This window comes from Sedimentimonas flavescens (assembly GCF_019264375.1).
In the GTDB taxonomy this organism is placed as follows: Bacteria; Pseudomonadota; Alphaproteobacteria; order Rhodobacterales; family Rhodobacteraceae; genus Rhodobacter; species Rhodobacter flavescens.
Window position 1 is genome coordinate 304,985 of sequence record NZ_JAHVAI010000002.1, and the last position, 24,470, is coordinate 329,454.

At 64.5% G+C, this 24,470-nt stretch carries 23 protein-coding genes; 6 read left to right on the forward strand and 17 right to left on the reverse strand.

Features of this window, described 5'->3' with window-relative positions:
* Positions 1-11: 11 nt before the first annotated feature.
* From soxY to KTQ37_RS04615, 4 genes are all read right to left on the reverse strand, one after another.
* On the reverse strand, positions 12-431 hold the full coding sequence (gene soxY / locus KTQ37_RS04600; protein ID WP_218629293.1) for a thiosulfate oxidation carrier protein SoxY: 420 nt from the start codon (positions 429-431) through the stop codon (positions 12-14).
* Between the two features lie 25 nt (positions 432-456).
* Entirely contained in the window at positions 457-927 is a 471-nt protein-coding gene (gene soxX, locus KTQ37_RS04605) for a sulfur oxidation c-type cytochrome SoxX (RefSeq protein WP_218629294.1), read from the reverse strand.
* 204 nt (positions 928-1,131) lie between these two features.
* The gene (locus KTQ37_RS04610; RefSeq protein WP_218629295.1) at positions 1,132-1,689 is read right to left on the reverse strand and encodes a thioredoxin family protein; all 558 of its coding nucleotides are present in this window, start codon (positions 1,687-1,689) and stop codon (positions 1,132-1,134) included.
* 15 nt (positions 1,690-1,704) lie between these two features.
* Entirely contained in the window at positions 1,705-2,442 is a 738-nt protein-coding gene (locus KTQ37_RS04615) for a cytochrome c biogenesis CcdA family protein (RefSeq protein WP_218629437.1), read from the reverse strand.
* Between the two features lie 98 nt (positions 2,443-2,540).
* Here KTQ37_RS04615 and KTQ37_RS04620 point away from each other — a divergent pair, with 98 nt between their 5' ends.
* From KTQ37_RS04620 to KTQ37_RS04630, 3 genes are all read left to right on the forward strand, one after another.
* On the forward strand, positions 2,541-2,954 hold the full coding sequence (locus KTQ37_RS04620) for a hypothetical protein (RefSeq protein WP_236021069.1): 414 nt from the start codon (positions 2,541-2,543) through the stop codon (positions 2,952-2,954).
* A gap of 211 nt (positions 2,955-3,165) precedes the next feature.
* Positions 3,166-3,447: an ArsR/SmtB family transcription factor gene (locus tag KTQ37_RS04625; RefSeq protein ID WP_236021087.1), complete on the forward strand. Its 282-nt coding sequence runs from the start codon at positions 3,166-3,168 to the stop codon at positions 3,445-3,447.
* A 43-nt stretch (positions 3,448-3,490) separates the two neighbouring features.
* On the forward strand, positions 3,491-4,537 hold the full coding sequence (locus tag KTQ37_RS04630) for a YeeE/YedE family protein (protein ID WP_218629297.1): 1,047 nt from the start codon (positions 3,491-3,493) through the stop codon (positions 4,535-4,537).
* A gap of 66 nt (positions 4,538-4,603) precedes the next feature.
* Here KTQ37_RS04630 and KTQ37_RS04635 read toward each other — a convergent pair whose 3' ends face one another.
* Entirely contained in the window at positions 4,604-7,831 is a 3,228-nt protein-coding gene (locus KTQ37_RS04635; RefSeq protein WP_218629298.1) for an efflux RND transporter permease subunit, read from the reverse strand.
* Positions 7,821-8,807, reverse strand: coding sequence for an efflux RND transporter periplasmic adaptor subunit (locus tag KTQ37_RS04640; protein WP_218629299.1), 987 nt, complete (start codon positions 8,805-8,807; stop codon positions 7,821-7,823). The genes KTQ37_RS04635 and KTQ37_RS04640 overlap by 11 nt, the downstream gene beginning before the upstream one ends.
* 197 nt (positions 8,808-9,004) lie before the next feature.
* On the opposite strand from KTQ37_RS04640, the gene serS reads away from it, so the two are divergent.
* Positions 9,005-10,297, forward strand: a complete 1,293-nt coding sequence (serS, locus tag KTQ37_RS04645; RefSeq protein ID WP_218629300.1) for a serine--tRNA ligase — start codon at positions 9,005-9,007, stop codon at positions 10,295-10,297.
* A gap of 144 nt (positions 10,298-10,441) precedes the next feature.
* Complete coding sequence (locus KTQ37_RS04650; protein WP_218629301.1) at positions 10,442-10,648, forward strand: hypothetical protein; 207 nt, start codon at positions 10,442-10,444, stop codon at positions 10,646-10,648.
* 15 nt (positions 10,649-10,663) lie between these two features.
* Here the strand turns inward: KTQ37_RS04650 and der are convergent, their stop codons facing one another.
* From der to KTQ37_RS16850, 5 genes are all read right to left on the reverse strand, one after another.
* Positions 10,664-12,157 (reverse strand): ribosome biogenesis GTPase Der, encoded by a 1,494-nt coding sequence (gene der, locus KTQ37_RS04655; RefSeq protein ID WP_218629302.1) that lies wholly within the window; start codon positions 12,155-12,157, stop codon positions 10,664-10,666.
* Between the two features lie 48 nt (positions 12,158-12,205).
* Positions 12,206-13,525: a PQQ-like beta-propeller repeat protein gene (locus KTQ37_RS04660; RefSeq protein WP_218629303.1), complete on the reverse strand. Its 1,320-nt coding sequence runs from the start codon at positions 13,523-13,525 to the stop codon at positions 12,206-12,208.
* Between the two features lie 55 nt (positions 13,526-13,580).
* On the reverse strand, positions 13,581-14,225 hold the full coding sequence (locus tag KTQ37_RS04665) for a tetratricopeptide repeat protein (protein WP_218629304.1): 645 nt from the start codon (positions 14,223-14,225) through the stop codon (positions 13,581-13,583).
* Between the two features lie 84 nt (positions 14,226-14,309).
* Positions 14,310-16,223, reverse strand: coding sequence for an ABCB family ABC transporter ATP-binding protein/permease (locus tag KTQ37_RS04670; RefSeq protein WP_218629305.1), 1,914 nt, complete (start codon positions 16,221-16,223; stop codon positions 14,310-14,312).
* A gap of 101 nt (positions 16,224-16,324) precedes the next feature.
* A complete protein-coding gene (locus KTQ37_RS16850; protein ID WP_218629306.1) occupies positions 16,325-17,524 on the reverse strand; it encodes a LysM peptidoglycan-binding domain-containing protein in 1,200 nt (399 codons plus the stop codon).
* A 122-nt stretch (positions 17,525-17,646) separates the two neighbouring features.
* On the opposite strand from KTQ37_RS16850, the gene KTQ37_RS04680 reads away from it, so the two are divergent.
* Positions 17,647-18,201 carry an LOG family protein gene (locus tag KTQ37_RS04680; RefSeq protein ID WP_218629307.1) on the forward strand — a complete coding sequence of 185 codons (555 nt, stop codon included), beginning with the start codon at positions 17,647-17,649 and terminating at the stop codon, positions 18,199-18,201.
* Positions 18,202-18,204: 3 nt separating this feature from the next.
* Here KTQ37_RS04680 and rarD read toward each other — a convergent pair whose 3' ends face one another.
* The 6 genes from rarD to KTQ37_RS04710 form a co-directional block, all read right to left on the reverse strand.
* The gene (rarD, locus tag KTQ37_RS04685) at positions 18,205-19,086 is read right to left on the reverse strand and encodes an EamA family transporter RarD (RefSeq protein ID WP_218629308.1); all 882 of its coding nucleotides are present in this window, start codon (positions 19,084-19,086) and stop codon (positions 18,205-18,207) included.
* Positions 19,087-19,163: 77 nt separating this feature from the next.
* A complete protein-coding gene (locus KTQ37_RS04690; RefSeq protein WP_218629309.1) occupies positions 19,164-19,607 on the reverse strand; it encodes a baeRF12 domain-containing protein in 444 nt (147 codons plus the stop codon).
* 139 nt (positions 19,608-19,746) lie between these two features.
* Positions 19,747-20,346, reverse strand: a complete 600-nt coding sequence (locus KTQ37_RS04695) for a superoxide dismutase (RefSeq protein ID WP_218629310.1) — start codon at positions 20,344-20,346, stop codon at positions 19,747-19,749.
* A 264-nt stretch (positions 20,347-20,610) separates the two neighbouring features.
* Positions 20,611-21,162: a sarcosine oxidase subunit gamma gene (locus KTQ37_RS04700; protein WP_218629311.1), complete on the reverse strand. Its 552-nt coding sequence runs from the start codon at positions 21,160-21,162 to the stop codon at positions 20,611-20,613.
* Positions 21,155-24,106, reverse strand: coding sequence for a sarcosine oxidase subunit alpha family protein (locus tag KTQ37_RS04705; RefSeq protein WP_218629312.1), 2,952 nt, complete (start codon positions 24,104-24,106; stop codon positions 21,155-21,157). The genes KTQ37_RS04700 and KTQ37_RS04705 overlap by 8 nt, the downstream gene beginning before the upstream one ends.
* Positions 24,103-24,426 (reverse strand): sarcosine oxidase subunit delta, encoded by a 324-nt coding sequence (locus KTQ37_RS04710; protein WP_218629313.1) that lies wholly within the window; start codon positions 24,424-24,426, stop codon positions 24,103-24,105. The genes KTQ37_RS04705 and KTQ37_RS04710 overlap by 4 nt, the downstream gene beginning before the upstream one ends.
* Positions 24,427-24,470: the final 44 nt, after the last annotated feature.

The window sequence follows — 24,470 nt, forward strand, 5'->3', positions numbered from 1 at the left end:
TCCTCGAAAAATCAGCCGCCGCAGCCGCCGATGGTGACCTTAACGGTCGAGCTGGCCTGCACGAAGCTGCCGTCGGGCATCTTCGCGATCGCGAGGACGTCTTGCGTCTTCGACAGGCGGATGCGGGTCGAGGCGGCTTGCGAGCCGGCGGCGGGGCCGAACTTAAAGGTCGCGACCGACGGGGTCGGGTTGCCGGTGGCCAGCACGATGATCTCGGTCGCGCCGGGGGCGTCGACGGCGATCGGAACGGTGTTGCCGTTCTCGGCGATCTCGGGGGCGGTCAGGGTCAGACCACCCGTGCCGGTCGCGGCACCACCGGTGAAGGCGGCAATGGCGTCGGCGGCAGCGTCGGCCATGGCGCGGGCCGGCAGCATGGCGGCGGCAGCACCACCGAGGGCCAGGGCCAGCGCATCACGTCTGGAAAGTTTCATTGGTTTCTCCTCTTGATCTCGGTGATCACTCTTTGAGCGTCAGCAGGAAGGCGACCACGTCCTCGACCTGCTGCGCCGACAGGATCGGCGGCAGATCGGCCGGGGCGGCCTTGCCGGTGTAGGCATCTCCGGGACGGATGAACGGGCCGGTCTTGTACATGCCGGGCATCACGGTCCCCTCGAAGGTGTGTTTGGCGTCCACAACGATGCCGCGCAGCTGCTCCTCGGACCAGCGATCCGCGGCGCCATCCAGCGCCGGGCCGATGTTGCCCTGGAAATCCGCGCTGAGCGACGACACCTGGTGGCAGGCGACGCAATTGCCAAGCGAGCGCGTGGTCGCAACCTTCGCACCCTCTTCGGCATTGCCCGGCTGGCCGGTAAGCGATTGCGCGACCGCGCCCTCTTCGAACTGCACCTCGGTGGGTGCGGTTTCAGCGAAGGCGACCCCGGTGGCGAGTGTGACGGCAGCTGCCGCCAGCACGACGTGGCGATTCATCGAAGACCTCCCATTTCTTCTCCCACCGACAACATATCCATGCGCGTCAGATCGACGCAATAGTTAAATTCATAAATCTATATATCTGATGATAGCGCGTCTCGAAGCGCCTCATGCAAAAGATGAACTTTGCATAGTATAACTTTGATTAATCGTAATTTAATTGACGCAGTCAGGGCGAAAGCGCGCACGCGATACAGCGAACTATTGCCCGGTTACCCGCTCGGCAACGTATTTCTGGAAGTTCACACCGCTCTCGTATCCATGCTCCTGCACCCAGGTCAGAAGGGCTCCGGTGGTTCCTTTCCCGAAGGCGCCCGGCATGGCGGCGACTGCGGCGCGGCTGGCGGGAATCCCCTCCCCGACCTCTTCGGGAAAGAACATCATGGTGGGCGTGAACATGACCCCCCATTTCATCGCCATCTCTTTTTCTGGCAGGGTCTCGCCATCGAAATCGGTGACCGCGACATCGCCGAAGAGGTTCATCTGAACGACGAAATACCCCCCTTCGATCTGGGCGCGAATCTCGGGATCGGAATAGACCTCCTCGTGCATCTTGGCGCAGTAGAGGCAGCCGCGCTGCTCCCAGATGATCAGGAGGCGCTTGCCCTCGGCATTGGCCTCGGCCAGATCCTCGCGCATGTCCTTGAAGGTGTCGCGGAACCACGGCTCCTTATGAAGGCCGTCATCCCCCAGTTCGGCGGAAAACGCAGGCAGCGCCAGCGCGATGACGGTGATGGCAGCGGTCAGTATACGGCGCATGGTCTCCTCCTTGAATCAGCCCAACGACGTGAGCGAGGGCATAGTCTTGATCAGGAAATCGGCGATGACGCTGACCTTGTTGGTGGCGATCAGCACGGCAAACAGGATCAGCATGACCCCCATCGCCTTCTCGACATAAGCAAGCTTGGCGCGATGGCGGCTCATCAACGCAAGGAACGGGCGGGCGAAAAAGGCCGCAAGGATGAAGGGCGCGGTCATGCCAACGCCGTAGAAGAACAGCAGCAGCGTGCCCCGCGTCAGATCGCCCATCCCCGAGGCCACCATCAGGATCGCCGCCAGCGCGGGCCCGACACAGGGCGTCCAACCAAAACCGAAGGCCAGCCCGGTGACATAGGCGCCAATCAGCGTCGAGGGGTCGGACTTCGCCTCAATCCGGGCCTCGCGGTAGAGAAACGGGATCCGAAGCACGCCCAGGAAATGCAGACCGAACAGGAACAGAACCGCCGCCGCGACGTAGCTGAGCGGCCCCATCCAGCTGCGGAACGCCTGCCCAAGTGCCGTCGCCCCCAACCCCATCAGCATGAAGATCGTGGTGACGCCCAGGGCGAAGGCCATGGCCGAAAAGACCAGCCGCCGCTGTGCGCCGGGCGCGATCTTTCCGCCGCCACGCAGTTCAGACATCGAGATGCCCGCCATATAGGACAGGTAAAACGGAACCATCGGCAGGATGCAGGGGGTCAGAAATGACAGAAGGCCCGCAATCAGCGCGCCCCCGTAACTCGGGTCCAGAATCATTTATCCTCCCTGTCAGGGTCTCCCCCGGATCGATTGCTTGATCCGCCCCCGCAAACATATTACGATATTCATATGTAATGGGAGGTGCGTCAATCATGCGCATTGCACTGGCGGCGATTTTCTTGCCTGCGCTGTCGTGGCTGGCTTCGGCGGCTCCGGTGGCCAGTATCGGTGCGAGTGCAGCCGATGCCGTCGACGCACCTTTCCGGCTGATCATGGTCGAGCAGGCCGGTTGCGGCTACTGCGCCCAGTGGGACGCCGAAATCGGCCCGATCTATCCGAAGTCTCCCGAGGGAAAACTTGCCCCGCTAGAACACGTGGACCTGCGCAGCGATTGGGCCGAAGGGCTCCAGATCGGCGCGGCACCAGTGTTCACTCCGACCTTCGTCTTGATGCAGGATGACGCGGAAGTCGGCAGGATCGAAGGCTATCCGGGAGAGGATTTTTTCTGGGGGTTGCTGGGAATAGCGCTGCGCGACGCGGGTGCCGACTTGCCGCCCCCCCAATAAAAGCCGCGCAAATAGCGGCTGCTTCGCTCTCGATTCTGCTGCGCATACATGCTATGCGCGGACCTATTGTGCATGTCAGTGCCATGCCAAGGCGATGAAAGGGAAGTTGGTGCAACCGATGGCGCCAGATGGTCAAAAATCCCCGCTGAAGGGAGAGCCGGCTGCGGCGCTGGACGATGACGGCTGCGCACGCCTCGACGCGGATGAGCTGATGGGCCGGGCACAGGATGCCTCGAACCTTCTCAAGGCGCTTGCCCATGAGGGGCGGCTGATGATCATGTGCCACCTCAGTTCCGGCGAAAAGTCGGTGACCGAGCTTGAGAACCTGCTGGAATCGCGCCAAGCCGCGGTTAGCCAGCAGCTCGCGCGGCTGCGTCTTGAAGGTCTGGTCAGTTGCCGCCGCGAGGGAAAGGCGATCTACTACTCCCTCAGCGACCCGCGCGCCGCGCGTATCATCGCCCTAGTATACGATATGTTCTGCAGCGAAGTCTGATCGTAGCCCTGGGGAGGCGCTGCGTTCGGGAGGGGGAGGACTTATGGACATTCTGCCGATCGGCGTGTTGTCCGCTCTGGTGGGGCTCATTGGTGGGCTCGTGCTGGGGATGGCAGCGCGTCTTGGAGATTTCTGCACTCTCGGCGCGCTGGAGGCCGCCGCCTATGGCGAGGATCAGCGCCGCATACGCTTGTGGGGCATCGTTCTGGCCGTGGCGATCACCGGCGCCTTCGTCGCCGAGGCCGCAGGTTGGGCCGATCTGACCTCGACCTTCTATCTGACGATCAGCTGGAACCCGATCGGGTCGGTCGTGGGCGGGCTGGTGTTCGGCTACGGCATGGCGCTGGCGGGTAACTGCGGCTTCGGGGCGCTGGCGCGGTTCGGCGGTGGCGATCTGCGCTCGCTCGTGGTGGTGGTGGTGATGGGGATCTTCGCCTTCGCCACGCTGTCCGGCCCGCTGGCCCCGCTGCGCGCGGCACTGCTGCCGCAGGTGGATGCAACCGCTCCGCAGGGCATCGCGCATTGGCTGGCGGAACGCTCCGGCCTTGCCCCGATCACCTTCGCCCTGCCCGTCGCGGCCCTGTTCCTGATCTGGGCGCTCAGCTACGCGCCCCTACGCGGCGACCGCCGCAAGATCCTGTGGGGCATCGCCGCTGGCCTCGCCGTCGTCTGGTGCCTTGTCGGCACGACCTACCTGTCGCGCGAAAGCCTGGGCGAGGTTGGCGTCGAGGCGCCCTCTTTCACCGCCCCCCTTGGCCGGACGATCCTGTATTTCATGACCTCGACCGGCGGTGGCATCACCTTCTCGGTCGGTCTGGTTGCCGGGGTTCTGGCGGGCGCATTCGCCGGTTCGGCCATCCGCGGCCTCTTCCGTTGGGAAGCATGCGAAGACCCGCGTGAACTGGGGCGTCAGGTTTCAGGCGCGGCGCTGATGGGTATTGGCGGGACGGTGGCGCTTGGCTGCTCGGTCGGTCAGGGGATCAGCGCGATGTCCACCCTCGCCTTCTCGGCCCCGGTTACGCTGGCCGCGATCATCGCGGGCGGGCTGTTGGGGCTACGCCAGTTGATCCACGGTTTCCAGCCGGACTGATCCCATTCCCCGAAATGCAAAAGGCCCGCCAGATAACGGCGGGCCTTTTCGTTTCATGTCACCCGATCAGGTGCGGAAGATCCGGTAGATCGCCGGGATCACCAACACCGTCAGCAGGGTCGAGCTAAGCAGACCGAACAGCAGCGAGATCGCCAGACCCTGGAAGATCGGGTCGGCCAGGATCACCACGGCCCCGATCATCGCGGCGATGGCGGTCAGCAGGATCGGCTTGAAGCGGATCGCGCCGGCCTCGATCAGGATGTCGATCTCGGTTTTCCCGGTCCGGTCGGCATGGCGGATGAAGTCCACCAGCAGGATCGAGTTGCGCACGATAATCCCCGCCAGCGCGATAAACCCGATCATCGAGGTCGCCGAGAAAGGCGCACCAAAGAGCAGATGCCCCGCCATGATGCCAAGGAAGGTCAGCGGGATCGGCGTCAGGATTACCAGCGGCAGCTTGAACGAGCCGAACTGCGCCACGACGAGGATATAGATCCCCAGAAGCGCCACGCCGAAGGCCGCGCCCATGTCGCGGAAGGTCACCCAAGTCACCTCCCACTCGCCATCCCACAGCAGCGTCACCTTGCTTTCGTCATTGGGCTGGCCATGCAGGGCAATCTCGGGCTTTTCGCCCTCGGCCCACTCGATCTGTTCGAGCGCATCGCTGACCGCGATCATGCCGTAGAGCGGCGCCTCGTAGTCGCCCGCAAGCTCGGCGGTGACCATCTCGGCCTCGCGCCCGTTGTGGCGGAAGATCGGGAAGGATGCCTTTTCCTCGCGGATCGAGACCACATCGCCCAGTTCCACCACCCCGCGCGCGCCGGGCAGAAGGTTTGCCGGGATCGGCGTGGACAGCGTCGCCTCGTCCATCACCTTGGCGCCTTTCGAGCGTTCCATCACGATGGGCAAGGGTGCGCGTTCGGCGCCGCGATGCGAATAGCCAACCGTGGTCGAGCCGTTGAGCAGCCCGAGCGTGTCGAAGACATCGCCCTCGGAGACCTCGAAGAACTCCAGATCGTCCGCGTTCACCGTGGCCCGCAGACGGCGTGCCTGTGTGCCGAAGCTGTCATCGACATCGACGATATAGGGCACGCTCTCAAATGCCTGACGGATCTTGGTCGCGGCCGCGCGGCGCGTCTCGGCGTCGGGGCCATAGACCTCGGCCAGCAAGGTCGAAATGACCGGTGGGCCGGGCGGCGGTTCGACCGTCTTCAGGCTGGTACCTGCGGGCACGTCAAGCGCCATGATCCGTTCGCGGATCTCAAGCGCGATCTCATGCGAGGCGCGGTCGCGCTCGGTCTTGTTGGTCAGGTTGATCTGCACATCGCCCTGCCAGGGATACTGGCGCAGGTAATAGTGCCGCACGAGACCGTTGAAGTTGAACGGCGCGGCCGCCCCGGCATGGGTCTGGACCGAAATCACCTCGGGCAGTTCGGTCACGACCGCCGCCACCTTCTGCGCCACTGCGTCGGTCGCCTCGACCGAGGCGCCCTCGGGCAGGTCGATGACCACGCTCAGTTCCGACTTGTTGTCGAAGGGCAGAAGCTTGACCGTGACATGTTTGGTGTAAAGCAGCCCAAGCGAACCGAAGCTGAGCACCACCGTCACCAGAAGAAAAATCCAGGACGACTTTTTCGATGCCAGAACCGGTTTCGCCACGCGGGTATAAAGCGCGCCAAGCTTGCCGCCGTGATGTGCGTCATCAGCGTGATGGAGCGGCGCCTTGCCAGCGATCTTGACCATGAGCCAGGGCGTGATGATGACCGCCACGAAGAAGGAGAAGATCATCGCCGCCGAAGCGTTCGAGGGGATGGGCGACATATAGGGCCCCATCAGCCCCGACACGAAGAGCATCGGCAGAAGCGCCGCGACAACCGTCAGCGTGGCGACGATGGTGGGGTTGCCGACCTCGGCCACGGCCACGATGGCCTTGTGGGTCCGGTTGCCGGGCGTCTTGAGGCCCCAGTGCCGGGCGATGTTCTCGATCACCACAATGGCGTCGTCGACCAAGATACCGATCGAGAAGATCAGCGCGAAAAGCGACACCCGGTTGAGCGTATAGCCCATGATATTGGCGGCAAAGAGCGTCAGCAGGATCGTCACCGGAATGACGATGGCCACCACGATCGACTCGCGCCAGCCAATCGCAAATAGCACCAGCGCAATGATCGACACCGTGGCAAGGCCAAGGTGGAACAGCAACTCGTTGGCCTTCTCGTTCGCGGTCTCGCCATAGTCGCGGGTGATCTGCACCTCGATCGATTCGGGGATCAGCTCGCCCTTCATCTCCTCGACGCGGTGCAGGATTTCTTCGGCCACAACGACCGCATTTGCCCCGGCGCGCTTGGCGATCGCCAGCGTCACGGCGGGGGTCCGGTTGAGCGTCTCGCCGTCGCGCGTGACATTCGCCACGATCTGGTCCGAGGTGTCGCCCACGTAAGAGACCTTGGCGACATCGGCGACATAGACGGGCCGCCCATCACGCGCGGTCAGCAGAAGCCCGGCAATTTCAGCGGGTGCGGTCAGCGTTTCCCCGACCACAAGGTCGATCTGTTCGCCATTATCGCGAAGCTTTCCGGTCGAGAAAGAGCGGTTGGCCTGCTGCACCTTGTAGCCCAGAGTTTGCAGCGTGATGCCGTAAAGCGCCAGTTTCTCTGGATCGGGCTCGATACGGATCGCCTCGGTCGCTTCGCCGACGACATAGGTCAGACCCACATCTTCGATCTTGGTGACTTCGGCCTGCAGCTCACGGGTGATCCGGGTCAATTCATTCGCGCCGATCCCGGTTCCGGGCTTGCCTGACAGGGTAAGCGACACGATGGCCACGTCGTCGATCCCTCGCGCAACGATCATCGGCTCGGAGATGCCAACCGGGATGCGGTCCATGTTCGCGCGCACCTTCTCATGCACCCGCAGGATCGCCGCATCGGCCGAGGTGCCCACGACGAAACGCGCCATCACCAGCGCATAATCGTCCGAGGTCTGGGAATAGACGTGCTCAACCTCGTTGATGCCCTTGACGATGGTTTCCATCGGCTCGGTCACCAGTTTCATCGCGTCAGGCGCCTTCAGACCCGGCGCCTGGATGTGAATATCCACCATCGGCACAGAGATCTGCGGCTCTTCCTCGCGCGGCAGACTGACCAGCGCCACGAAACCCACGGCCAGCGCTGCAAGGATCATCAGCGGCGTCAGCGCCGACTCGATGAAGGCGCGCGTCAGGCGCCCGGCGATGCCAAGCTTGATGCCCTCGAATTCGTCGCCCTCGGGGCGGGTGCTCGGATCAGTGCTCATCGGCGACCACCGTCTCACCGCCATTGAGGCCGGTCACGATCTCGACCATCTCGACGCCATCGACCATCGAGCGCGCACCCGGAACCACGGTGCGCACAACCTTTGCTCCGTCCTTCTCGACGGTCACGAAATCCAGACCCGAATGGGTGCGGATCAGGTCGGCCGGAATACGGATCGCCTCGCGCTTGGCCAGCGGCAGACGCACCAGAACGCGCGCATCGACAAATGCCGCATCCAGGTCGGGAACCTCGACATCGGCCGTCACACGACCATTCTCGATCAGCGGATAGACCTTGGCCAGTCGGCCCTCTTTCGGGCCAGACGCTGTCTCGATGGCGATCGTATCGCCCTCGGTAATGGCGCCGGCATGACGCTCGGGGACCGAGACACGCAGGAAGAAGCCGCCGCCACCGACCGTGGCCACGTTCTCACCCGCCATCACCACGGCCCCCTTGGCCACGGGAACGTTGAGAACCATGCCCGAGATCGGCGCCAGAATCTCGCCCTCCGAAGCCTGCTGCTCGATCACCTTGCGGCTGGCCTTCTGCGCCTCGATCTGACCGGTGTAGACATCGACCTGAGTGCGTAACTGATCAAGCCGCTGTGTCGTCGTCACGCCGCGCGCCTGCAATTCTTCGCCACGCTTGAGTTCGGACTGGGCGTTGGCCAGTTGCGACTCGAGCGCGGTGATTTGCGCGTCGATCGCCGAAAGCTGGAAGTTGATCTTCTCATCGACGACCCGACCAAGCGGCTGGCCCGCCTGTACCTGATCGCCTTCGCCCACCGTCAGTTCGACCAAGGTGCCGCCCAGACGTGCACGCGCGGGGATCGAATCCTTCGCCTCGACCCGGCCATAGACGGCCTTCCAGTCAATGGCCTCGGTGGTGGTCACGACAAAGGGCCCGCCGGATTCGGCCACGGCCACCTGCGGCAGAACCAGCGCGACAAGCGCCAGCGGCAAGATGATGGATTTCATATCGGGTCCCTTCCCTTCGGGTATGCGCAAATCAGCGGAAATTTACATTCCGCTTTTTGAATATGTGTCCCTTTACACCATTATTCAACATCCGCGCAAGGGTTCCTGCTTTGACCTGTGTCACTTAGCTGATCCGCAGGGCTTTTACGGCGCATGTTTCCGCGCTAAACCCTGTCGCGCAACCAACGAGGTATGACATGCACGACATCCGCGCGATCCGCGAGAACCCCGAGATCTTTGACGCAGCCCTTGCGCGCCGGGGACTTGCGCCGATGTCGTCGGATATCCTCTCGCTTGACGAGGAACGCCGTGCGGCGATCCACGCGGCCGAGACCGCACAGGCGGCGCAGAACGCGGCCTCCAAGCAGGTCGGCGCGGCCAAGGCCAAGGGCGACGAGGCCGAGTTCGAACGGCTGCGCGCATTGGTGGCCGAGAAGAAGGCCGAGGTTGCGGCGATGCAGGCGCGCGCCGGTGCGCTGGACACCGAACTGCGCGACAAGCTGCTCTTGATCCCGAACAATCCGCTCGACGAGGTGCCGCAGGGCGCGGACGAGGCCGACAATGTCGAGGTGCACCGTTGGGGCACCCCGCGCGAGCTTGGTTTCACCGCCAAGGAGCATTATGAACTGAAGGCCACCAGTGAACGCGGGATGTCTTTCGGCGCCGCTGCACGACTGTCAGGCAGCCGCTTTGTAATTTTGACCGACGGTGTCGCCAAAATTCATCGAGCACTTGCACAGTTCATGCTTGATCTACATACGAGCGAACATGAACTACGCGAAGTTCTGACGCCTGTAATTGTAAACGAAGACGCGATGATCGGCACCGGTCAGCTGCCAAAATTTGCAGAGGATAGTTATCAGCTCACCAATGGCCAATGGCTCATCCCGACGGCGGAAGTGACGCTGACGAATCTTGTGGCCGACGGAATCGTTGATGAGCAGACGCTACCTTGGCGCTTGACCGCACACACGAACTGTTTCCGCTCCGAGGCGGGCTCGGCCGGCAAAGACACCGCTGGCATGCTGCGCCAGCACCAGTTCGAAAAGGTCGAGATGGTCACCATCTGCCGCCCCGAGGACGCGATCGCCGAGCATGAGCGCATGACCAAATGCGCCGAGACAGTGCTGGAACGCCTTAACCTGCCCTATCGCCGCATCGTGCTGTGCACCGGCGACATGGGCTTTGGTGCGCAGAAGACCTATGATCTCGAGGTCTGGCTGCCCGGTCAGAACACCTACCGCGAGATCAGCTCGGTCTCGACCTGCGGCACCTTCCAGGCGCGGCGCATGAATGGCCGCTACAAGCCTGCCGCCGGTGGCAAGCCCGAGTTCGTGGCGACGCTGAACGGCTCGGGCCTTGCTGTCGGGCGCTGCTTGATCGCGGTGCTGGAGAACGGCCAGGAAGAGGATGGCTCGGTCACACTGCCCGCTGCCCTGCATCCCTATCTGGGCGGCAAGACCCGGCTGGTGGACGGCAAGCTCGTTTGAATTCAAAGGAGAAGGCCCCTTTCGGGGCCTTTTACTTGATCTTAAGGCCGCGTGATTTCAGCGCAGCGCTGATTCCTCGGCTGACAGTCCCGGTTTTCTGCCCTAAGATTCGCACAGGGAGGAACAATTCAGCTGGGGGCTGGAATGCTGACCGACCATAACGCCATCGACTTCGCGGCGACTGAGATCCTCAGAATCCGCGACGCGGATGTTCCCGCACATATCGAGACCCTGCGCGCGCGAAAGAAGCTTTCGACGCTTGTGCATGGATTGAACTCGGCGGCTCTCAGCCGCGATGCAGCGGCGCGCGAGAAAGCTCGGGCCGCGCTCAGTCACCTAGGGTTCATCTGAGCACGGCCAGAGCGGTCACTCAGGCCTGGATCCCGGCTTGCCCTTGCGCGCTTCGTGCTTGCGCGCATCCACGTGCTTTTTCAGGCGCGAGGGGATCGACTTCTTGCGATCCTTGTAGGGGTTCTTCGAACCCTGATCGCGGAAGTAGATGCGGATCGGCGTGCCCGGCATGTCGAAATCGTTGCGCAGCCCGTTGACGAGGTAGCGCCCGTAGCTTTCCGGGATCTTGTCGGTATGGGTCGCCATGATGACGAAGCCCGGCGGACGGGTCTTGGCCTGCGTCATGTAGCGCAGCTTGATGCGCCGCCCGCCCGGTGCCGGCGGCGGGTGCGCCTCGGTCATCGCCGAGAGCCATTGGTTCAGTTTCGCGGTCGAGATACGGCGGTTCCAGACCTGGTGGGCCTTCATAATCGCGTTGTGCAACCGGTCCAGACCCTTGCCGGTCTTGGCCGAGACGGTCACCAGCGGCGCGCCTTTCAGCTGCGGCAGCAGGCGCTCGAACGCCTCGCGCAGCTCTTTCAGCTTCTCGGGCTTGTCTTCCTCAAGATCCCACTTGTTCGCGGCGACGACGACGGCACGGCCCTCGGTCTCGGCGAAGTCGGCGATGCGCAGATCCTGCGTCTCGAAGGGGATGTTCACGTCAAGCAGCACCACGACCACCTCGGCGAAGCGCACGGCGCGCAGACCGTCGGCCACCGAAAGCTTTTCGAGCTTGTCGTTGATCTTGCCGCGCTTGCGCATCCCGGCGGTGTCCCAGATCCGCATGGGCGTGCCCATGAACTCGGTCGTGACCGAGATCGCATCGCGGGTAATCCCGGCCTCGGGGCCAGTCAGCAGACGATCCTCGCCGAGGATCTTGTTGATCAGCGTCGATTTCCCGGCGTTCGGGCGGCCAATGACGGCCAGTTGCAGCGGCTTGAGCTTGGTCGGCGCCTGATAGACGCCCTCTTCCTCCGAGCCTTCCTCGATCTCGACATCGACCTCGGGGGTGTTGGCTGCGTTCTTCTCGGCGAATTCATCCGCCAGAGGCTTCAGGACGGTATAAAGATCGTCGAGGCCCTCGCCATGCTCGGCCGAGATCCGCAGCGGCTCGCCCAGACCAAGCGACCAGGCCTCCAGCGCGCCGGCATCGCCCGCGCTGCCTTCGGCCTTGTTCGCGGCAAGGATCACATGCGCGTTCTTGCGGCGCAGGATGTCGGCAAAGATCTCGTCGGCCGGGGTCACGCCCATGCGCGCGTCAATCAGGAACAGGCAGACATCGGCCTCTTCCACTGCGCGCTCGGTCAGGCGACGCATGCGGCCCTGAAGGCTGTCATCCTCGGCCAGTTCCAGACCCGCCGAGTCGATCACGACGAACCGCAGATCGCCAAGGCGCGCATCGCCTTCGCGCAAATCGCGCGTCACGCCGGGCTGGTCATCGACCAGCGCCAGACGTTTTCCGACAAGGCGGTTGAACAGCGTCGATTTGCCGACGTTCGGGCGACCAACGACGGCCAGGGTAAAGCTCATTTCTGCCTCCTGAGGCGGATCAAGCGGCCCCTCTACACCCTTTTTCCGTCAACGGAAAGCGTGAAGCTGACCATTCATGCCGACAACATACAGCGTGCCGCCCGCGACAACGGGGTTGGTCGCCGCGCCGCCGGGGATCTCGGTCTGGCCAAGCAGCGCGCCGGTCGCCGGATCGAAGCTGCGCAACAGCCCGTCGGTCGAGGCGACGAACAGCTTATTGCCCGCCAACAGCGGACCGTAATGCACGAAGATCTTGGCCTGCTTCTTGATTTTTTCCTTGACGAAATAGGGCAGATCCTGCGCCCAGATCGTCGCGCCGGTGGCCGCGTCCAGACGCACCAGCCGCGCCTCGTCCGACACCAGGAAGATCGAGCCGCCCGCAACCTGCACCGGCGACACCGCGCCTTCGGTCGCGGTCCAGATCCGCTCGCCCGAGTTCACGTCGAACGCGCCGACCTTGCCCGCCGAGGAACCCGCGTAAAGCTTGTCGCCCACGATGACCGGATCGCCGGTCAGGTCGGTCACCGTCGCGAAGGCCCGGCCAAGCCGCGCGCCCGCAACCTTGCCCTGCCACAGCGTCAGACCGCCCTGCTTGAGCGCGCCGACCATCTCGCCCGACGAGAACGGGAAGACAACCATCCGCTCGTTCACTGCGGGCGCGGAAACGCCCACCATGGCCGAGCCCGAGGGCGTGCCGGGCAATTGCCATTGCACCTTGCCGTCCGTGGCACGGATCGCCCAGGCCGAGGCATCGCGCGCCACGACATAGACCAGACCGCCCGACACGGTCGGTGCGCCACCAATGGCGGCGTCGAATTTCTGGCGCCACTTCACCGCGCCCGAGGCTGCATCCAGCGCAACCAGCTCACCAAAGCCGGTGGTGACGTAAACCTGCCCGTCCGCATAGGCCAAACCGCCGCCCGAGGCATCGTCGGCATTGTCCGAGGGCGGTGTCAGATCGGCCTTCCAGAGTGCCGCACCGTTCAGGCCCGTCGCCGCGACCTGCGCGCGCGCATCGAGCGTGTAGATCCGCCCCGCGCCCACGACCGGATCGGCCGTGATGCGATGCTTGCGCCCTGCGCCCTCGCCGATCGCGGCCGACCAGACGCGCGCCGTGCCGCCGCCGATCGCCGGGTTCACCAGCGCATGGGACGGGTTGCCGGCCCGATGGGTCCATTCCGCATTCGATTGCTGCGCGGGCAGTGCGATTGCCGTGGATATCGCCAGCGGAGCATCGGCTGCGCTCTGGCTCAGCACATCGCGCGGGTCAATCCGGTCGCCCTCAAGGATCAGCTCCTTTTCGCAACCGGTTACCAACGCCGCCATGCCAAGCACGGCCATTCCCCGGATCAGCTTCACCGCTTTCATCCCCCTGCCCTCGCATCATTTGGACCCGGCCATGCGGCCCGGTCCGAGGTTCCGGTCACTGCTCCGCCGGATCGCCCCCAAGCGCCACAATCAACTCTGTCGCGCGCTGTTGCAAGCCCGGCGTGACCCCTGCCTCGGCAAGGATCTGCTTGGCCAGCGAAATCGCCTGTTCGGGATCGCCCGCCGCAACGGCGGCCTCGGCCTGCGCCTCAAGCGCCAGCAGACGATAAGGCGCGCCCGGTTGCGCAAGCGCGCTCAGCTCGGCCGCGCGTTCCTCGGCGCTCATCGTATCGCCCGCAACGCCAAGCGCCTTGAACCGCGCCAGTTCGCGCAGGCTCGCCGGAGCAGCGGCATTCGCCGCAACGGCGCGATAGGACGCCAGCGCGCCCTCGGCATTGCCCGCCTCGGCCTGCTGACCGGCCAGCATCAGCTGCGCCAGTGCAGCGCGGCCGCCATCGGCCTCAATCGCCGCAAGCGCGTCCGCCGGATCGTCGGACTCGACAGCGGCCAGAAGCGCATCGCCGAAGCCCTCGGCCTGATTGCGGGCCGTCGCCTTGGTCCATTCGGTATAGGCCGCCCCGCCGACAATCCCCAGGATCGCCACGACGCCGATCCAGCCATATTTGCGCATGGCGGCAAAGAGCTTGTCGCGGCGGACCTCTTCGGTGACTTCCTCGATAAAGCTGTCGGTCTCGTCCACAGGCGGCTCCCTTAACGGTTTGCGGTTTTCTTATACATTTCCAAGACCATTGCCAAGGCCAGCCCGGGCGGTGCCGCGGCCCGCTCAGGTCGTCCAGGTATGCGGGGTGCGGTGGCGCTGGTCGGTAGGTTCCGCCTCGCCATCCTCCTCGAGCTGACGCACCGAGTTGCGCAGCAGATACTCCTCGCCACCCTGGCGCGCCCACATCGCCGCATAGCGCCCGCCATGGGCCAGAAGTTCCTCGTGACGGCCTTCCTCGATGATTTCGCCCTGTTCAAGCACCACAATCCGGTCCGCATCGACAATCGTGCTGAGACGGTGCGCGATCGAAATCACCGTGCGCCCCTCGCCCATCGCCTTGAGGCTGACCTGGATGTCACGCTCGGTCTGCGTATCGAGGGCCGAGGTCGCCTCGTCCAGCAGCAGGATCGGCGGGTTCTTGAGCAGCGTGCGCGCGATACCCACGCGCTGTTTTTCACCGCCCGAGAGCTTCAGTCCGCGCTCACCCACGGTCGTTTCATATCCCTCAGGAAGGCTCATGACGAAGTCATGGATCTTTGCGGCCTTGGCGGCGGCGATGATCTCGTCTTGCGTCGCATCCGCGCGGCCATAGGCGATGTTGTAGCCGATGGTGTCGTTGAACAGCACCGTGTCCTGCGGCACCACACCGATGGCGTCGTGCAGGCTGGTCTGGGTGATGTCGCGCAGATCCTGCCCGTCGATGCGGATCGCGCCGCCCGTCACGTCATAGAAACGGAACATGAGCCGCCCGATGGTCGACTTGCCCGAGCCCGAGGGGCCCACCAGCGCGACGGTCTGCCCCGCCTGCACCTTGAGCGAGACCCCCTTGAGGATCGGTCGCGTCGGATCGTAGGCGAATTTCACATCTTCGAATTCGATCGCACCGCCCTGCACGCGCAGGTCCGGGGCGCCGGGCTTGTCGTTGATCTCGGCGGGTTGGTGCAGCAGGTCGAACATCTCGCCCATGTCCACCAGAGCCTGCCGGATTTCGCGATAGACGGTGCCGAGGAAGCCAAGCGGCATGGTGATCTGGATCATGTAAGCCTGCACCATGACGAAATCGCCCACGGTCAGCTTGCCCGACTGCACCTCGATAGCCGCCATGACCATCACCGCGATCAAGCCAACCGAGATGATCAGGCTCTGGCCGAAGTTCAGGATCGCAAGGCTCTGGCCGGTCTTGACCGCCATCTGCTCATAGCCCGCCATCGAGGCGTCGTAGCGTTTGGCCTCGCGCGCCTCGGCGCCGAAATACTTGACGGTTTCGAAGTTCAGCAGGCTGTCGATGGCCTTCTGGTTGGCCTGCGTGTCGGCCTCGTTCATCTTGCGCCGGATCGCGACGCGCCATTCGGTGACCTTGAAGGTAAAGGTCACATAGGCTGCGATCGTCACGATCACCACCGCCGCGTAACGCCAGTCGAACAGCACCGCGAAGAGCACCGCCACCATCGTCAGTTCCAGGATCAGTGGCCCGACCGAGAACAGCATGAAGCGCAGCAGGAACTCGACGCCCTTCACGCCGCGCTCGATGATCCGGCTTAGCCCGCCCGTCTTGCGGTTGATGTGGTAGCGCATCGACAGGCGGTGGATATGCTCGAAGGTTTCCAGCGCCAACTGACGCAGAGCGCGCTGTGCGACCCTCACGAACACCGCATCGCGCAGTTCGCCAAAGCCGACCGAGGCCATCCGCGCGACGCCATAGGCCACCGTCAGCGCGACCGCGCCAAGCGGCAAGAGCCAGCCCTCGGCCCGCGCGGTTCCGGCCAGACCGTCCACCGCAGCCTTGTAAAGGAACGGCGTTGCGACTGCGATCACCTTGGCCATGACCAGCAGGCTCATCGCGATCAGGACGCGCTTCTTCACCCAGGGGTGCGCATCCGGCCACAGGTATGGCGCGACCGCGCGGATCGTACGCCAGCCTCGGGCGCGCTCATTCGCGCTGACTTTGCCCGCGACGGTGATCTGGGAAGGCGCCATGAGGGAAAACCTTTCGACTGGTCATGAAATGCGACGCCCGGTTCGGGGATAGTCCCCACCGGGCGGGCAAAACCTAAGCCGGAAACCGTCAGAGTCCAGCCCTATTCGGGAATGGCGAAGACCTGCCCGGGATAGATCAGGTCCGGATCGCGGATCTGATCGCGGTTCGCTTCGAAGAGGCGCACATAAAGATAGGGGTCGCCATAATTCTCGCGCGCGATGGCCCAAAGGGTGTTGCCCGGCTCGATCGTGATCATACGGGTGCCACGCTTTGGTTCGGCACCCGCAGGTGCTTCGGCGGCGGCAAGGGCTTCGGGTGCAACGCGGTCATAGCTGGTCTCGGCGCGCGTCAGAACCTTGCCATCCACATCGAGCGCATCGATGCGCAGGACATGCTGGCCCGGCGCGCCTGCCGGAAGCACCATGCGCCAGTTGCCCTCGGTTCCCGCCTGGATCAGCCCCGCCTCGGCATTGTCGATATAGGCGCGCAGAAGCGCCCCCGCGGGCGCGCCGCGCCCACTGACCGCGATCTGATCGCCCGCATCGAAAGACACGGTGTCGATGGACAGATCGGCGCTGGCCTCGGCCAGAACGCGCGCGCCCTGCTCGTCGGTCACCAGCGGGGTTTGCGCCAGCGTCTCAGCGGCATTGACCTGTTCGGCGACCGCTGCTTCCGAGGCGCCCTCGGCCTCGGCCGCCTGTGCCACGGCTTCGGCGCTTGGTGCGACAGTCACGCTTTCCTCGCCCTCGCGGGCCACGCCATCGGCACCGGTGACGCGCACGCTCATCTGCCGCGGCTCGGCCGAGGGATCAGCCAGCACGACCGAGGCAAAGCTGCCACCCGGCTCGGCGGTGACGGTATCGACGACGGCACCATCAAGCAGAACTTCCACCTTGGCACCCGGCTCGACCCGCCCCGCCAGCGTCAGCGCGCCATCAGGCGCGGCGCGGAACTGATCGAGGCTGGCCACAGGACCGGGCTCTGCGGAGGCGGGCTCGGGCGGGGCCGGTTCGGGCGCAGGCTCCGACTCTGGCGCGGCGGCCACGGTCGGCTGCGCTTCGGGTTCGGCCGCCGCAGTCGTCGGCGCCTCAGCCGCGGGTTGGGCTGCAACAGGTTCAGGCTGCGCGGCCTCAGGCAGTTGTGCCACGGGCGCAGGCTGCTGCGGCGGATCGCGCAACACCCAGTAGCCCGCCAGAACGGCCAGCAGTGCAAGCGCGGATACGCCGCCCAGCATCGCCCCACCCAGACCCGAGCCCGCCTTCGCCGCGGCCGGCTCTTGCCCCGATTCGACGTTTTTCATCCCATTTCCCCTCGTTCCGATGCGATCTTGCGCCGCATGACTTGAGCAACCTTAGCCAAGCCGCTATCACCAAACAACAATTCGCTGCACCCGCCGTGCAGTTCAGCCCGAAAGGTGCTTTGATGTCCCACCAGCCTTCGATTTGTGTCTTTTGCGGCTCGCGCACCGGTAACCGGCCCGCCTATGCCGAGGCAGCCCGGGCCACCGGCACGATGCTCGCCACACGCGGCTGGCGCCTTGTTTACGGCGCAGGCGATGTGGGCCTGATGGGCGAGGTCGCCCGCGCGGCCCAACAGGCAGGCGGCGCCACCTTCGGCGTGATCCCGATCCACCTGTTCCAGCGCGAGGTCGGCAAGCGCGACCTGTCCACCTTCATCGTCACCGAAAACATGCATGAGCGTAAGAAGGTGATGTTCATGAACTCGGATGCCATCGTCGTCCTGCCCGGCGGCGCAGGCTCTCTGGACGAGTTGTTCGAAGTGCTCACCTGGCGCCAGATCGGCCTGCATGAAAAGCCGATCCTCATTCTCAACACCGATGGCTACTGGAACCCGATCAAGACCGCCATCGAGCATATGATCAGCGAGGGCTTCGCCGACCGCTCGCTGGCCGAGATGCTGATCTGGGTCGAGGATGTCTCGGCGCTCGAAACCGCGCTGGCCACCGCGCTAAGCTGACACCTACCCGCGCCGCAGCAACGTCAGCGAATAAATCGCCAGCGCAAGCCAGATCATCGGCAGCGCCACCGCATGCCACTGCGTGATCGGTTCGTGGAAGGCGATCACGGCGACCGACAATTGCAAGGTCGGGTTAAGGTATTGCACCAACCCGAGCGTCGCCATCCGCACCCGCCGCGCGGCATAGGAAAACAGGATCAGCGGGCCGCCGGTCAGCACGCCCGAGAAGGCCAGCAAGAGGCTGGTGCCCCAGTCCGAGCCAAACGCCCCCGACCCCGGCGCGGCCCCTGCCCATCCGTAGTGCAGCCCCAGAAGCAACGCGAGCGCCAGTGGTGCCAGCAAGAACACCTCGGCGGTGACTGAGACCACCGGCCCCACATCCAGACGCTTCTTGATAAGCCCATAGGCGCCAAAGGTTCCCGCCAGCATCAGCGCCATCCAAGGCGGCGCACCGATGCCCCAGGTCAGATACAGAACCGCGCTGGCCGCGATCATCACGGCCAGAGCCTGCGCGCGCGTCATCGCCTCGCGCATCACGACGACACCAAGGCCCACCGCAACAAGGGGGAAGATGTAGTAGCCGAGGCTCGCCTCAAGCGCGCGCCCGTTCTGCACCGACCAGATGAACCCGAACCAGTTGGTCGAGATCATGATCGCGGAAAGTAACAAAATCAGTAGGTTGCGCCCACGCAGCGCAAGGCCCACGGCGCGAAGCCGGCCCTGCATCGTCAGGACGGCACCAAAGAATACCAGCGACCAGAGCGTCCGGTGCGCCAGCACCTCAAGCGGCGGAACGGCGGCCAGTTGCTTGTAGTAAAGCCCCGAGAGGCCCCACACCACGCAGGCGAATAGCAGCGCCCAGAACCCCTTGACCTGATCTCGCATGAACCGCCCCTGTCCGTTCGGCGCCACGCTGACCGAAAGCGCCGGTAAAGGAAAGGGGCGGCTGCGTTTTCCCTAGGTCAAAGCGCGTCGATGTCGGACGCGACGATCTTGCCGATCTCGGGCAGCGGGTGCTTGGTCAGGGTCTTGTCGATCTCGGCCACGACATGGGCTGCCAGCCCCTCGCTCAGCGCAGCGCGCAGCGCGCCCAGAACCTGTGGCGGCGCCACGAGGATCAGCTTGTCGAACGCACCGCGCCGCTGCGCGCGTGCCAGATCGTCGGCGAGATCCGCCATGAAGGTTTCGGCATTCAGCCGGGAGTAATCCGGCACCTCCATCGCCGAGCGCTGTCCCTGCCCGACATCGGCGCGACGCCCGGGCGCATCGGACGCGACGATGACCTCGGGCGCCTCTTCGCGGCGCACGAATGCCAGACGCGGCTCCCGCCCCGTCCCCTCATTGCGCAAAACCAAGGCCTTCTCGGAATCCGCAACGACAACCCAAATTCCTTTGGAAAGCAGCATGACGACCTCCTTTTGTCTCTCTTTGCTCAACATGGGGATGCACGTCGTTGATTTCGAGCCGACCAGACGTTCTGCCGCAGGAAAAGAAAAGGCCCGCCGGATCGCTCCGACGGGCCCCGAAATCGCGCAGAAGCGCGGATTACATGCGCGAGGCGACGTTTTCCCAGTTCACCAGCTTCTCGAGGAAGTTGGTGAGGTAGGCCGGGCGCTTGTTGCGGAAATCGATGTAGTAGGAATGCTCCCACACGTCGCAACCCAGAAGCGCGGTCTGGCCGAAGCAGAGCGGGTTCACGCCGTTCTCGGTCTTGGTCACCTTCAGCGCGCCGTCGGTATCCTTGACCAGCCAGCACCAGCCCGAACCGAACTGACCTGCGCCAGCGGCCGCGAAATCTTCCTTGAACTTGCCAACCGAGCCAAACGACTCGACCAGCGCCTTTTCCAGCTCACCCGGCATCGCCTTGCCGCCCGGACCCATCATTTCCCAGAACTGGGCGTGGTTCCAATGCTGCGAGGCGTTGTTGAAAATGCCATTTTGCGCAACCGCGCCCGCCTGGTAGGTGCCCTTGACGATCTCTTCAAGCGACTTGCCTTCCCACTCGGTCCCGGCGATCAGCTTGTTGCCGTTATCGACATAGGCCTTGTGGTGCAGATCGTGGTGATACTCGAGCGTCTCCTTCGACATGCCAAGGTCGGCAAGCGCATCATGGGCATAGGGAAGATCGGGAAGTTCGAAAGCCATTTTCTTGTCCTCTCGCGTGCAGTTAGCGTTACCCCTATAGAAGCGCGCGGGACCCCGAGGTCAAGGGCACTTGAGCACATCCGTCAGCCCCTCTTGGCACAAATAAGAAGGGGGGCTGTCTGCCCCCCTCTTGCCCGTATCCGGTCAATTCACCCCCCGAGGATATTTTCCCCACATTGAAAGAGCGATCCTGCCCATCAACGTGGCGCAAATATCCCGGGGGTGAGCGGCCCCGGCCGCGAGGGGGCAGCGCCCCCTGCCTCCTCAGAAAATCTCGCCGCCCTTGCGAGAGGAGACCTCGAGAAGCCCGAGCATATAGGCAGCAACCGATCGGAAGCAGATTACGCTCAGCTCCTGCGGGCCCGAGCGCCAGAGTGCGGCAGCCACTTGTGCTGCACGGGTGCGGCGCATCTCGCCTTCGGGGAAAGTCGCGAAATCGACGGGGCAAAGCTTCATCAGCACCTCGTCGCCCTTCTCGCCCGAGACGGTGAACATCGCCCGCGCATCTGAGACGTTGGTCACCAGCGAATGCTCTTTCGCCAAGGCTTCGCTCAGCGACTGGCTCAGGCCCGGCGCCTCGTCGTAGGAGCAGATGAGCAATAGCTCATCCGGGCTCATCCAGGCGACGCTGCGCCCGTCGGCGGTGATGACCTTGCGCTGTCCTGGGGTGGACAGGCCGAGCCCTTTCAGAGCCTTGGCCAGCGCCTTCGACTTCAGATCGGCCCGGATCGAGATCATCCCCGTCAGGCCCGCCTCGGCAACCGTGGCAAAGCCCGTGTGGCTTGCGCCTTTGAGTGCGCTGATTGCCTCAGACATTGGCCTTCTCCCCTTCCTTGTCGTAGAAGACCGGGTCGACGATCTTCGCCTTGAACACGGCCCCCTTGTCAGCGGGGAAGTCGAGCACCTCGCCCATCCGGTCGGGTCCGTTCAGCACCAGCCCCATCGCGATCCCGCGCTTGAGCATGGGCGAGTAATAGGTCGAGGTCACCCGCCCCTGCGTGTTGCGCTGGCCGTTGGCATTGTGCCCTTCGGCCACGGCATAGACCCCATCGGGCAACACCGAGCCATCGAGCGTCTCAAGACCCACAAGCTTCCAGCGCTTCGGATCGGTCATGTGGCTGCGTTCTTGCGCGCGCTTGCCGAGATAGTCTTCCTTCTTCTTCGAGATCGCCCAGCCAAGGCCCAGATCCTGCGGGATCACGGTGCCGTCGGTCTCGTCACCGATCATGATGAAGCCCTTCTCGGCGCGCATCACGTGCAGCGCCTCGGTGCCGTAGGGCATCACGCCGAACTCTTCGCCCGCGGCGTTCAGCGCCTCCCAGAAGGCCAGACCCATGTTCGCGGGCACGGCGATCTCGTAGCTCAGCTCGCCCGAGAAAGAGATGCGGAACACCCGCGCCGGGAAGCCGCCAAGCGTGCCTTCGGCGAAGGTCATGAAGGGCAGCGCCTCTTTCGAGACGTCCATCCCGCCGAGTTTCTCAAGCAGCATCCGCGCCTGCGGGCCGACGACCGCGACCTGGGCATATTGCTCGGTCAGGTTGGCAGTGTAGACCTTCCAGTCCCACCACTCGCATTGCAGCCAGTCTTCCATCCAGCCGTGGATGCGGTCGGCACCGCCCGACGTCGTGTGGCACAGCCAGGTATCCTCGGACAGACGCACGACGACGCCGTCATCGCTTAGGAAGCCGTTCTCGTTGCACATCAGACCGTAGCGGCATTTGCCCACGGCGAGGTTCGACATCATGTTGGTGTAGAGCATGTCGAGGAAACGCCCCGCGTCCGGCCCCTTCACCACGATCTTGCCAAGCGTCGAGGCGTCGAGCAGGCCCACATTGGTGCGGGTGTTGACGATCTCGCGGTTGACGGCGGTGCGGTGGCTTTCCCCGGCTTTCGGGTAGCAATAGGGGCGACGCCACAGCCCCACGGGTTCCCAATGCGCGCCCTTGGCCTCGTGCCAGCCATGCATCGGCGTGCGGCGCAGCGGCTGGAACAGCTCGCCCCGCGCCTCGCCGGTGACGGCACCGAAGCTGATCGGCGTGTAGGGCGGGCGGAAGGTGGTCGTCCCGGTCACCGGGATCGGCCGACCAAGTGCATCCGAAAGGATCGCTAGGCCGTTGATATTACTCAGCTTACCCTGATCCGAGGCCATCCCGAGCGTAGTGTAGCGCTTGGTATGCTCGACGCTCTCATAGCCTTCGCGGGCGGCCAGCTGGACGTCCGAAACCTTCACGTCGTTCTGGTAATCGAGGAAGGCCTTGAACTTGAGCTTCTCCTTCGCGCCGGCGGGCATGACCCAGACCGGCATAAGGGGCGCCTCGACTTCGGACACGGCGGGGATGCCCGCCTCGTCCATGATCGCGCCGAGTTGCAGCAGGCCGTTCGCGGCACCGACCACGCGGGCCAGCGGCTCGCCCGCCGCGCCGGTCGGCGGGCGGGTGGCGTCGGGGCGGAACATCGCCGCGGCGTCGTCCCACACAAGCTTGCCGCCGCAGTGGCTCCAGAGGTGGACGACCGGCGACCAGCCGCCCGACATGGCGACGCAGTCGCAGGCGACCGTCTCGATCACACCGCCCTCGCCCGCTTGGGCGCAGATCTCGACGCCGGTGACCGACTTGCGTCCGAGCACCTTGGCCACGCCGCGTCCGGTCATCACCTTGATACCGCGTGCGCGCGCCAACTCCGGCAACTCACCGGTCGCTGCTTCGCGCGCATCGATGATGGCGGGGACTGTGAGGCCCGCAGCCTGCACCGCAAGCGCGGTGCGGTAGGCGTCGTCGTTATTGGTCACCACGACGACCCGGTCGCCGGGGCTGACGGCCCAGTTCACCAGATAGTCGCGTACCGCCGAAGCGAGCATCACGCCCGGCACATCGTTGCCCGAGAAGGCGATCGGACGCTCGATCGCGCCGCTTGCGGTGATGGTCAGCCCCGCGCGCACGCGCCACAGGCGATGACGCGGACGACCGTCAGCGGCGTGCTCGCCCACCGACTGATAGCCGATCGCATAGCCATGATCGTGCAGACCCGCCGCCATGGTGCGCAGCATCAGGCGCACGTTGGCCATGTCCGACAGCGTTTCAACCGCCGCGGCGACCCAGGATTCGGGCTCTTGCCCGTCGATCTGGCCGCCATCGACCGGGGCACGACCGCCCCAATGCGCGGTCTGCTCCATCACGATCACGCGCTTGCCCGCGCGCGCCTCGGTCAGGGCTGCTGCAAGGCCAGCCACGCCCCCGCCGACGACAAGCACGTCGCAATAGTCATAGGCCTGCTCATAGCGATCTGGGTCTGCCTCTTTCGGCGCAGCACCCAGACCCGCCGACTGGCGGATGATCGGTTCGAACACATGTTTCCAGGCGAAGCGCGGCGCCATGAAGGTCTTGTAATAAAAGCCCGCCGGCAGGAAGCGATAGAAGGTGTCGTTGATCGCGCCCACATCGAATTCGAGCGACGGCCAGTGGTTCTGGCTGGTCGCCTCGGCGCCCTCAAACAGTTCGGTGGTGGTGGTGCGCTGGTCGGGCTCGTGGCGGTTGTTGCGGCCAAGGTTAACCAGCGCGTTCGGCTCTTCCGCGCCGCTGGCCACGAGGCCGCGCGGACGGTGATACTTGAACGAACGCCCGAGCATCACCTGACCGGCCCCGAGCAGCGCCGAGGCGAGCGTGTCGCCCGCATAGCCACGCATGGGCTTGCCGTTGAAGGTGAAGTTGAGCGGTTTGGCGCGGTCGATCAGCCGCCCGCCTTTCGCGAGACGCGTGCTCATTTCCAGCCCCCCCAGTTCGGTCGTTTCTCGTTGATTTTCACGATCAGCTCTGCCGGAGGCTCGGTCGTTTGCGCCGGATAGGTGCCGAAGACCTCAAGCGTGGCGGTGCAGCGCGCCGCCAGAAACCACTTGCCGCAGCCATAGGCATGGCGCCAACGCTCAAAATGGACCCCCTTGGGGTTCTTGCGGGCGAAGAGATAGCCTTCGAAGTCCTCGTCGGACGCGCCCGGCCCGAAGCGCTTGAGATGCGCCTCGCCGCCGGGGGCAAGTTCGGTTTCCTCGACGGTCACGCCGCAATAGGGACAGGTGAGAGTCAGCATGTCAGAGGGCCTTTCGGGAAGCGGACGACACGGCGCCCGCAAGA

What these genes read in the sequence shown, in the direction of transcription:
- KTQ37_RS04630 (WP_218629297.1), top strand. Translation starts at nt 3,491, where the DNA reads ATGGACATTCTGCCGATCGGCGTGTTGTCCGCTCTGGTGGGGCTCATT.
- KTQ37_RS04690 (WP_218629309.1), bottom strand. Translation starts at nt 19,607, where the DNA reads ATGCTGCTTTCCAAAGGAATTTGGGTTGTCGTTGCGGATTCCGAGAAG.
- soxX (WP_218629294.1), bottom strand. Translation starts at nt 927, where the DNA reads ATGAATCGCCACGTCGTGCTGGCGGCAGCTGCCGTCACACTCGCCACC.
- rarD (WP_218629308.1), bottom strand. Translation starts at nt 19,086, where the DNA reads ATGCGAGATCAGGTCAAGGGGTTCTGGGCGCTGCTATTCGCCTGCGTG.
- KTQ37_RS04610 (WP_218629295.1), bottom strand. Translation starts at nt 1,689, where the DNA reads ATGCGCCGTATACTGACCGCTGCCATCACCGTCATCGCGCTGGCGCTG.
- KTQ37_RS04635 (WP_218629298.1), bottom strand. Translation starts at nt 7,831, where the DNA reads ATGAGCACTGATCCGAGCACCCGCCCCGAGGGCGACGAATTCGAGGGC.
- KTQ37_RS04670 (WP_218629305.1), bottom strand. Translation starts at nt 16,223, where the DNA reads ATGGCGCCTTCCCAGATCACCGTCGCGGGCAAAGTCAGCGCGAATGAG.
- soxY (WP_218629293.1), bottom strand. Translation starts at nt 431, where the DNA reads ATGAAACTTTCCAGACGTGATGCGCTGGCCCTGGCCCTCGGTGGTGCT.
- serS (WP_218629300.1), top strand. Translation starts at nt 9,005, where the DNA reads ATGCACGACATCCGCGCGATCCGCGAGAACCCCGAGATCTTTGACGCA.
- KTQ37_RS04695 (WP_218629310.1), bottom strand. Translation starts at nt 20,346, where the DNA reads ATGGCTTTCGAACTTCCCGATCTTCCCTATGCCCATGATGCGCTTGCC.
- KTQ37_RS04705 (WP_218629312.1), bottom strand. Translation starts at nt 24,106, where the DNA reads ATGAGCACGCGTCTCGCGAAAGGCGGGCGGCTGATCGACCGCGCCAAA.
- KTQ37_RS04620 (WP_236021069.1), top strand. Translation starts at nt 2,541, where the DNA reads ATGCGCATTGCACTGGCGGCGATTTTCTTGCCTGCGCTGTCGTGGCTG.
- KTQ37_RS04625 (WP_236021087.1), top strand. Translation starts at nt 3,166, where the DNA reads ATGGGCCGGGCACAGGATGCCTCGAACCTTCTCAAGGCGCTTGCCCAT.
- KTQ37_RS16850 (WP_218629306.1), bottom strand. Translation starts at nt 17,524, where the DNA reads ATGAAAAACGTCGAATCGGGGCAAGAGCCGGCCGCGGCGAAGGCGGGC.
- KTQ37_RS04650 (WP_218629301.1), top strand. Translation starts at nt 10,442, where the DNA reads ATGCTGACCGACCATAACGCCATCGACTTCGCGGCGACTGAGATCCTC.
- KTQ37_RS04700 (WP_218629311.1), bottom strand. Translation starts at nt 21,162, where the DNA reads ATGTCTGAGGCAATCAGCGCACTCAAAGGCGCAAGCCACACGGGCTTT.
- KTQ37_RS04710 (WP_218629313.1), bottom strand. Translation starts at nt 24,426, where the DNA reads ATGCTGACTCTCACCTGTCCCTATTGCGGCGTGACCGTCGAGGAAACC.
- KTQ37_RS04640 (WP_218629299.1), bottom strand. Translation starts at nt 8,807, where the DNA reads ATGAAATCCATCATCTTGCCGCTGGCGCTTGTCGCGCTGGTTCTGCCG.
- der (WP_218629302.1), bottom strand. Translation starts at nt 12,157, where the DNA reads ATGAGCTTTACCCTGGCCGTCGTTGGTCGCCCGAACGTCGGCAAATCG.
- KTQ37_RS04660 (WP_218629303.1), bottom strand. Translation starts at nt 13,525, where the DNA reads ATGAAAGCGGTGAAGCTGATCCGGGGAATGGCCGTGCTTGGCATGGCG.
- KTQ37_RS04680 (WP_218629307.1), top strand. Translation starts at nt 17,647, where the DNA reads ATGTCCCACCAGCCTTCGATTTGTGTCTTTTGCGGCTCGCGCACCGGT.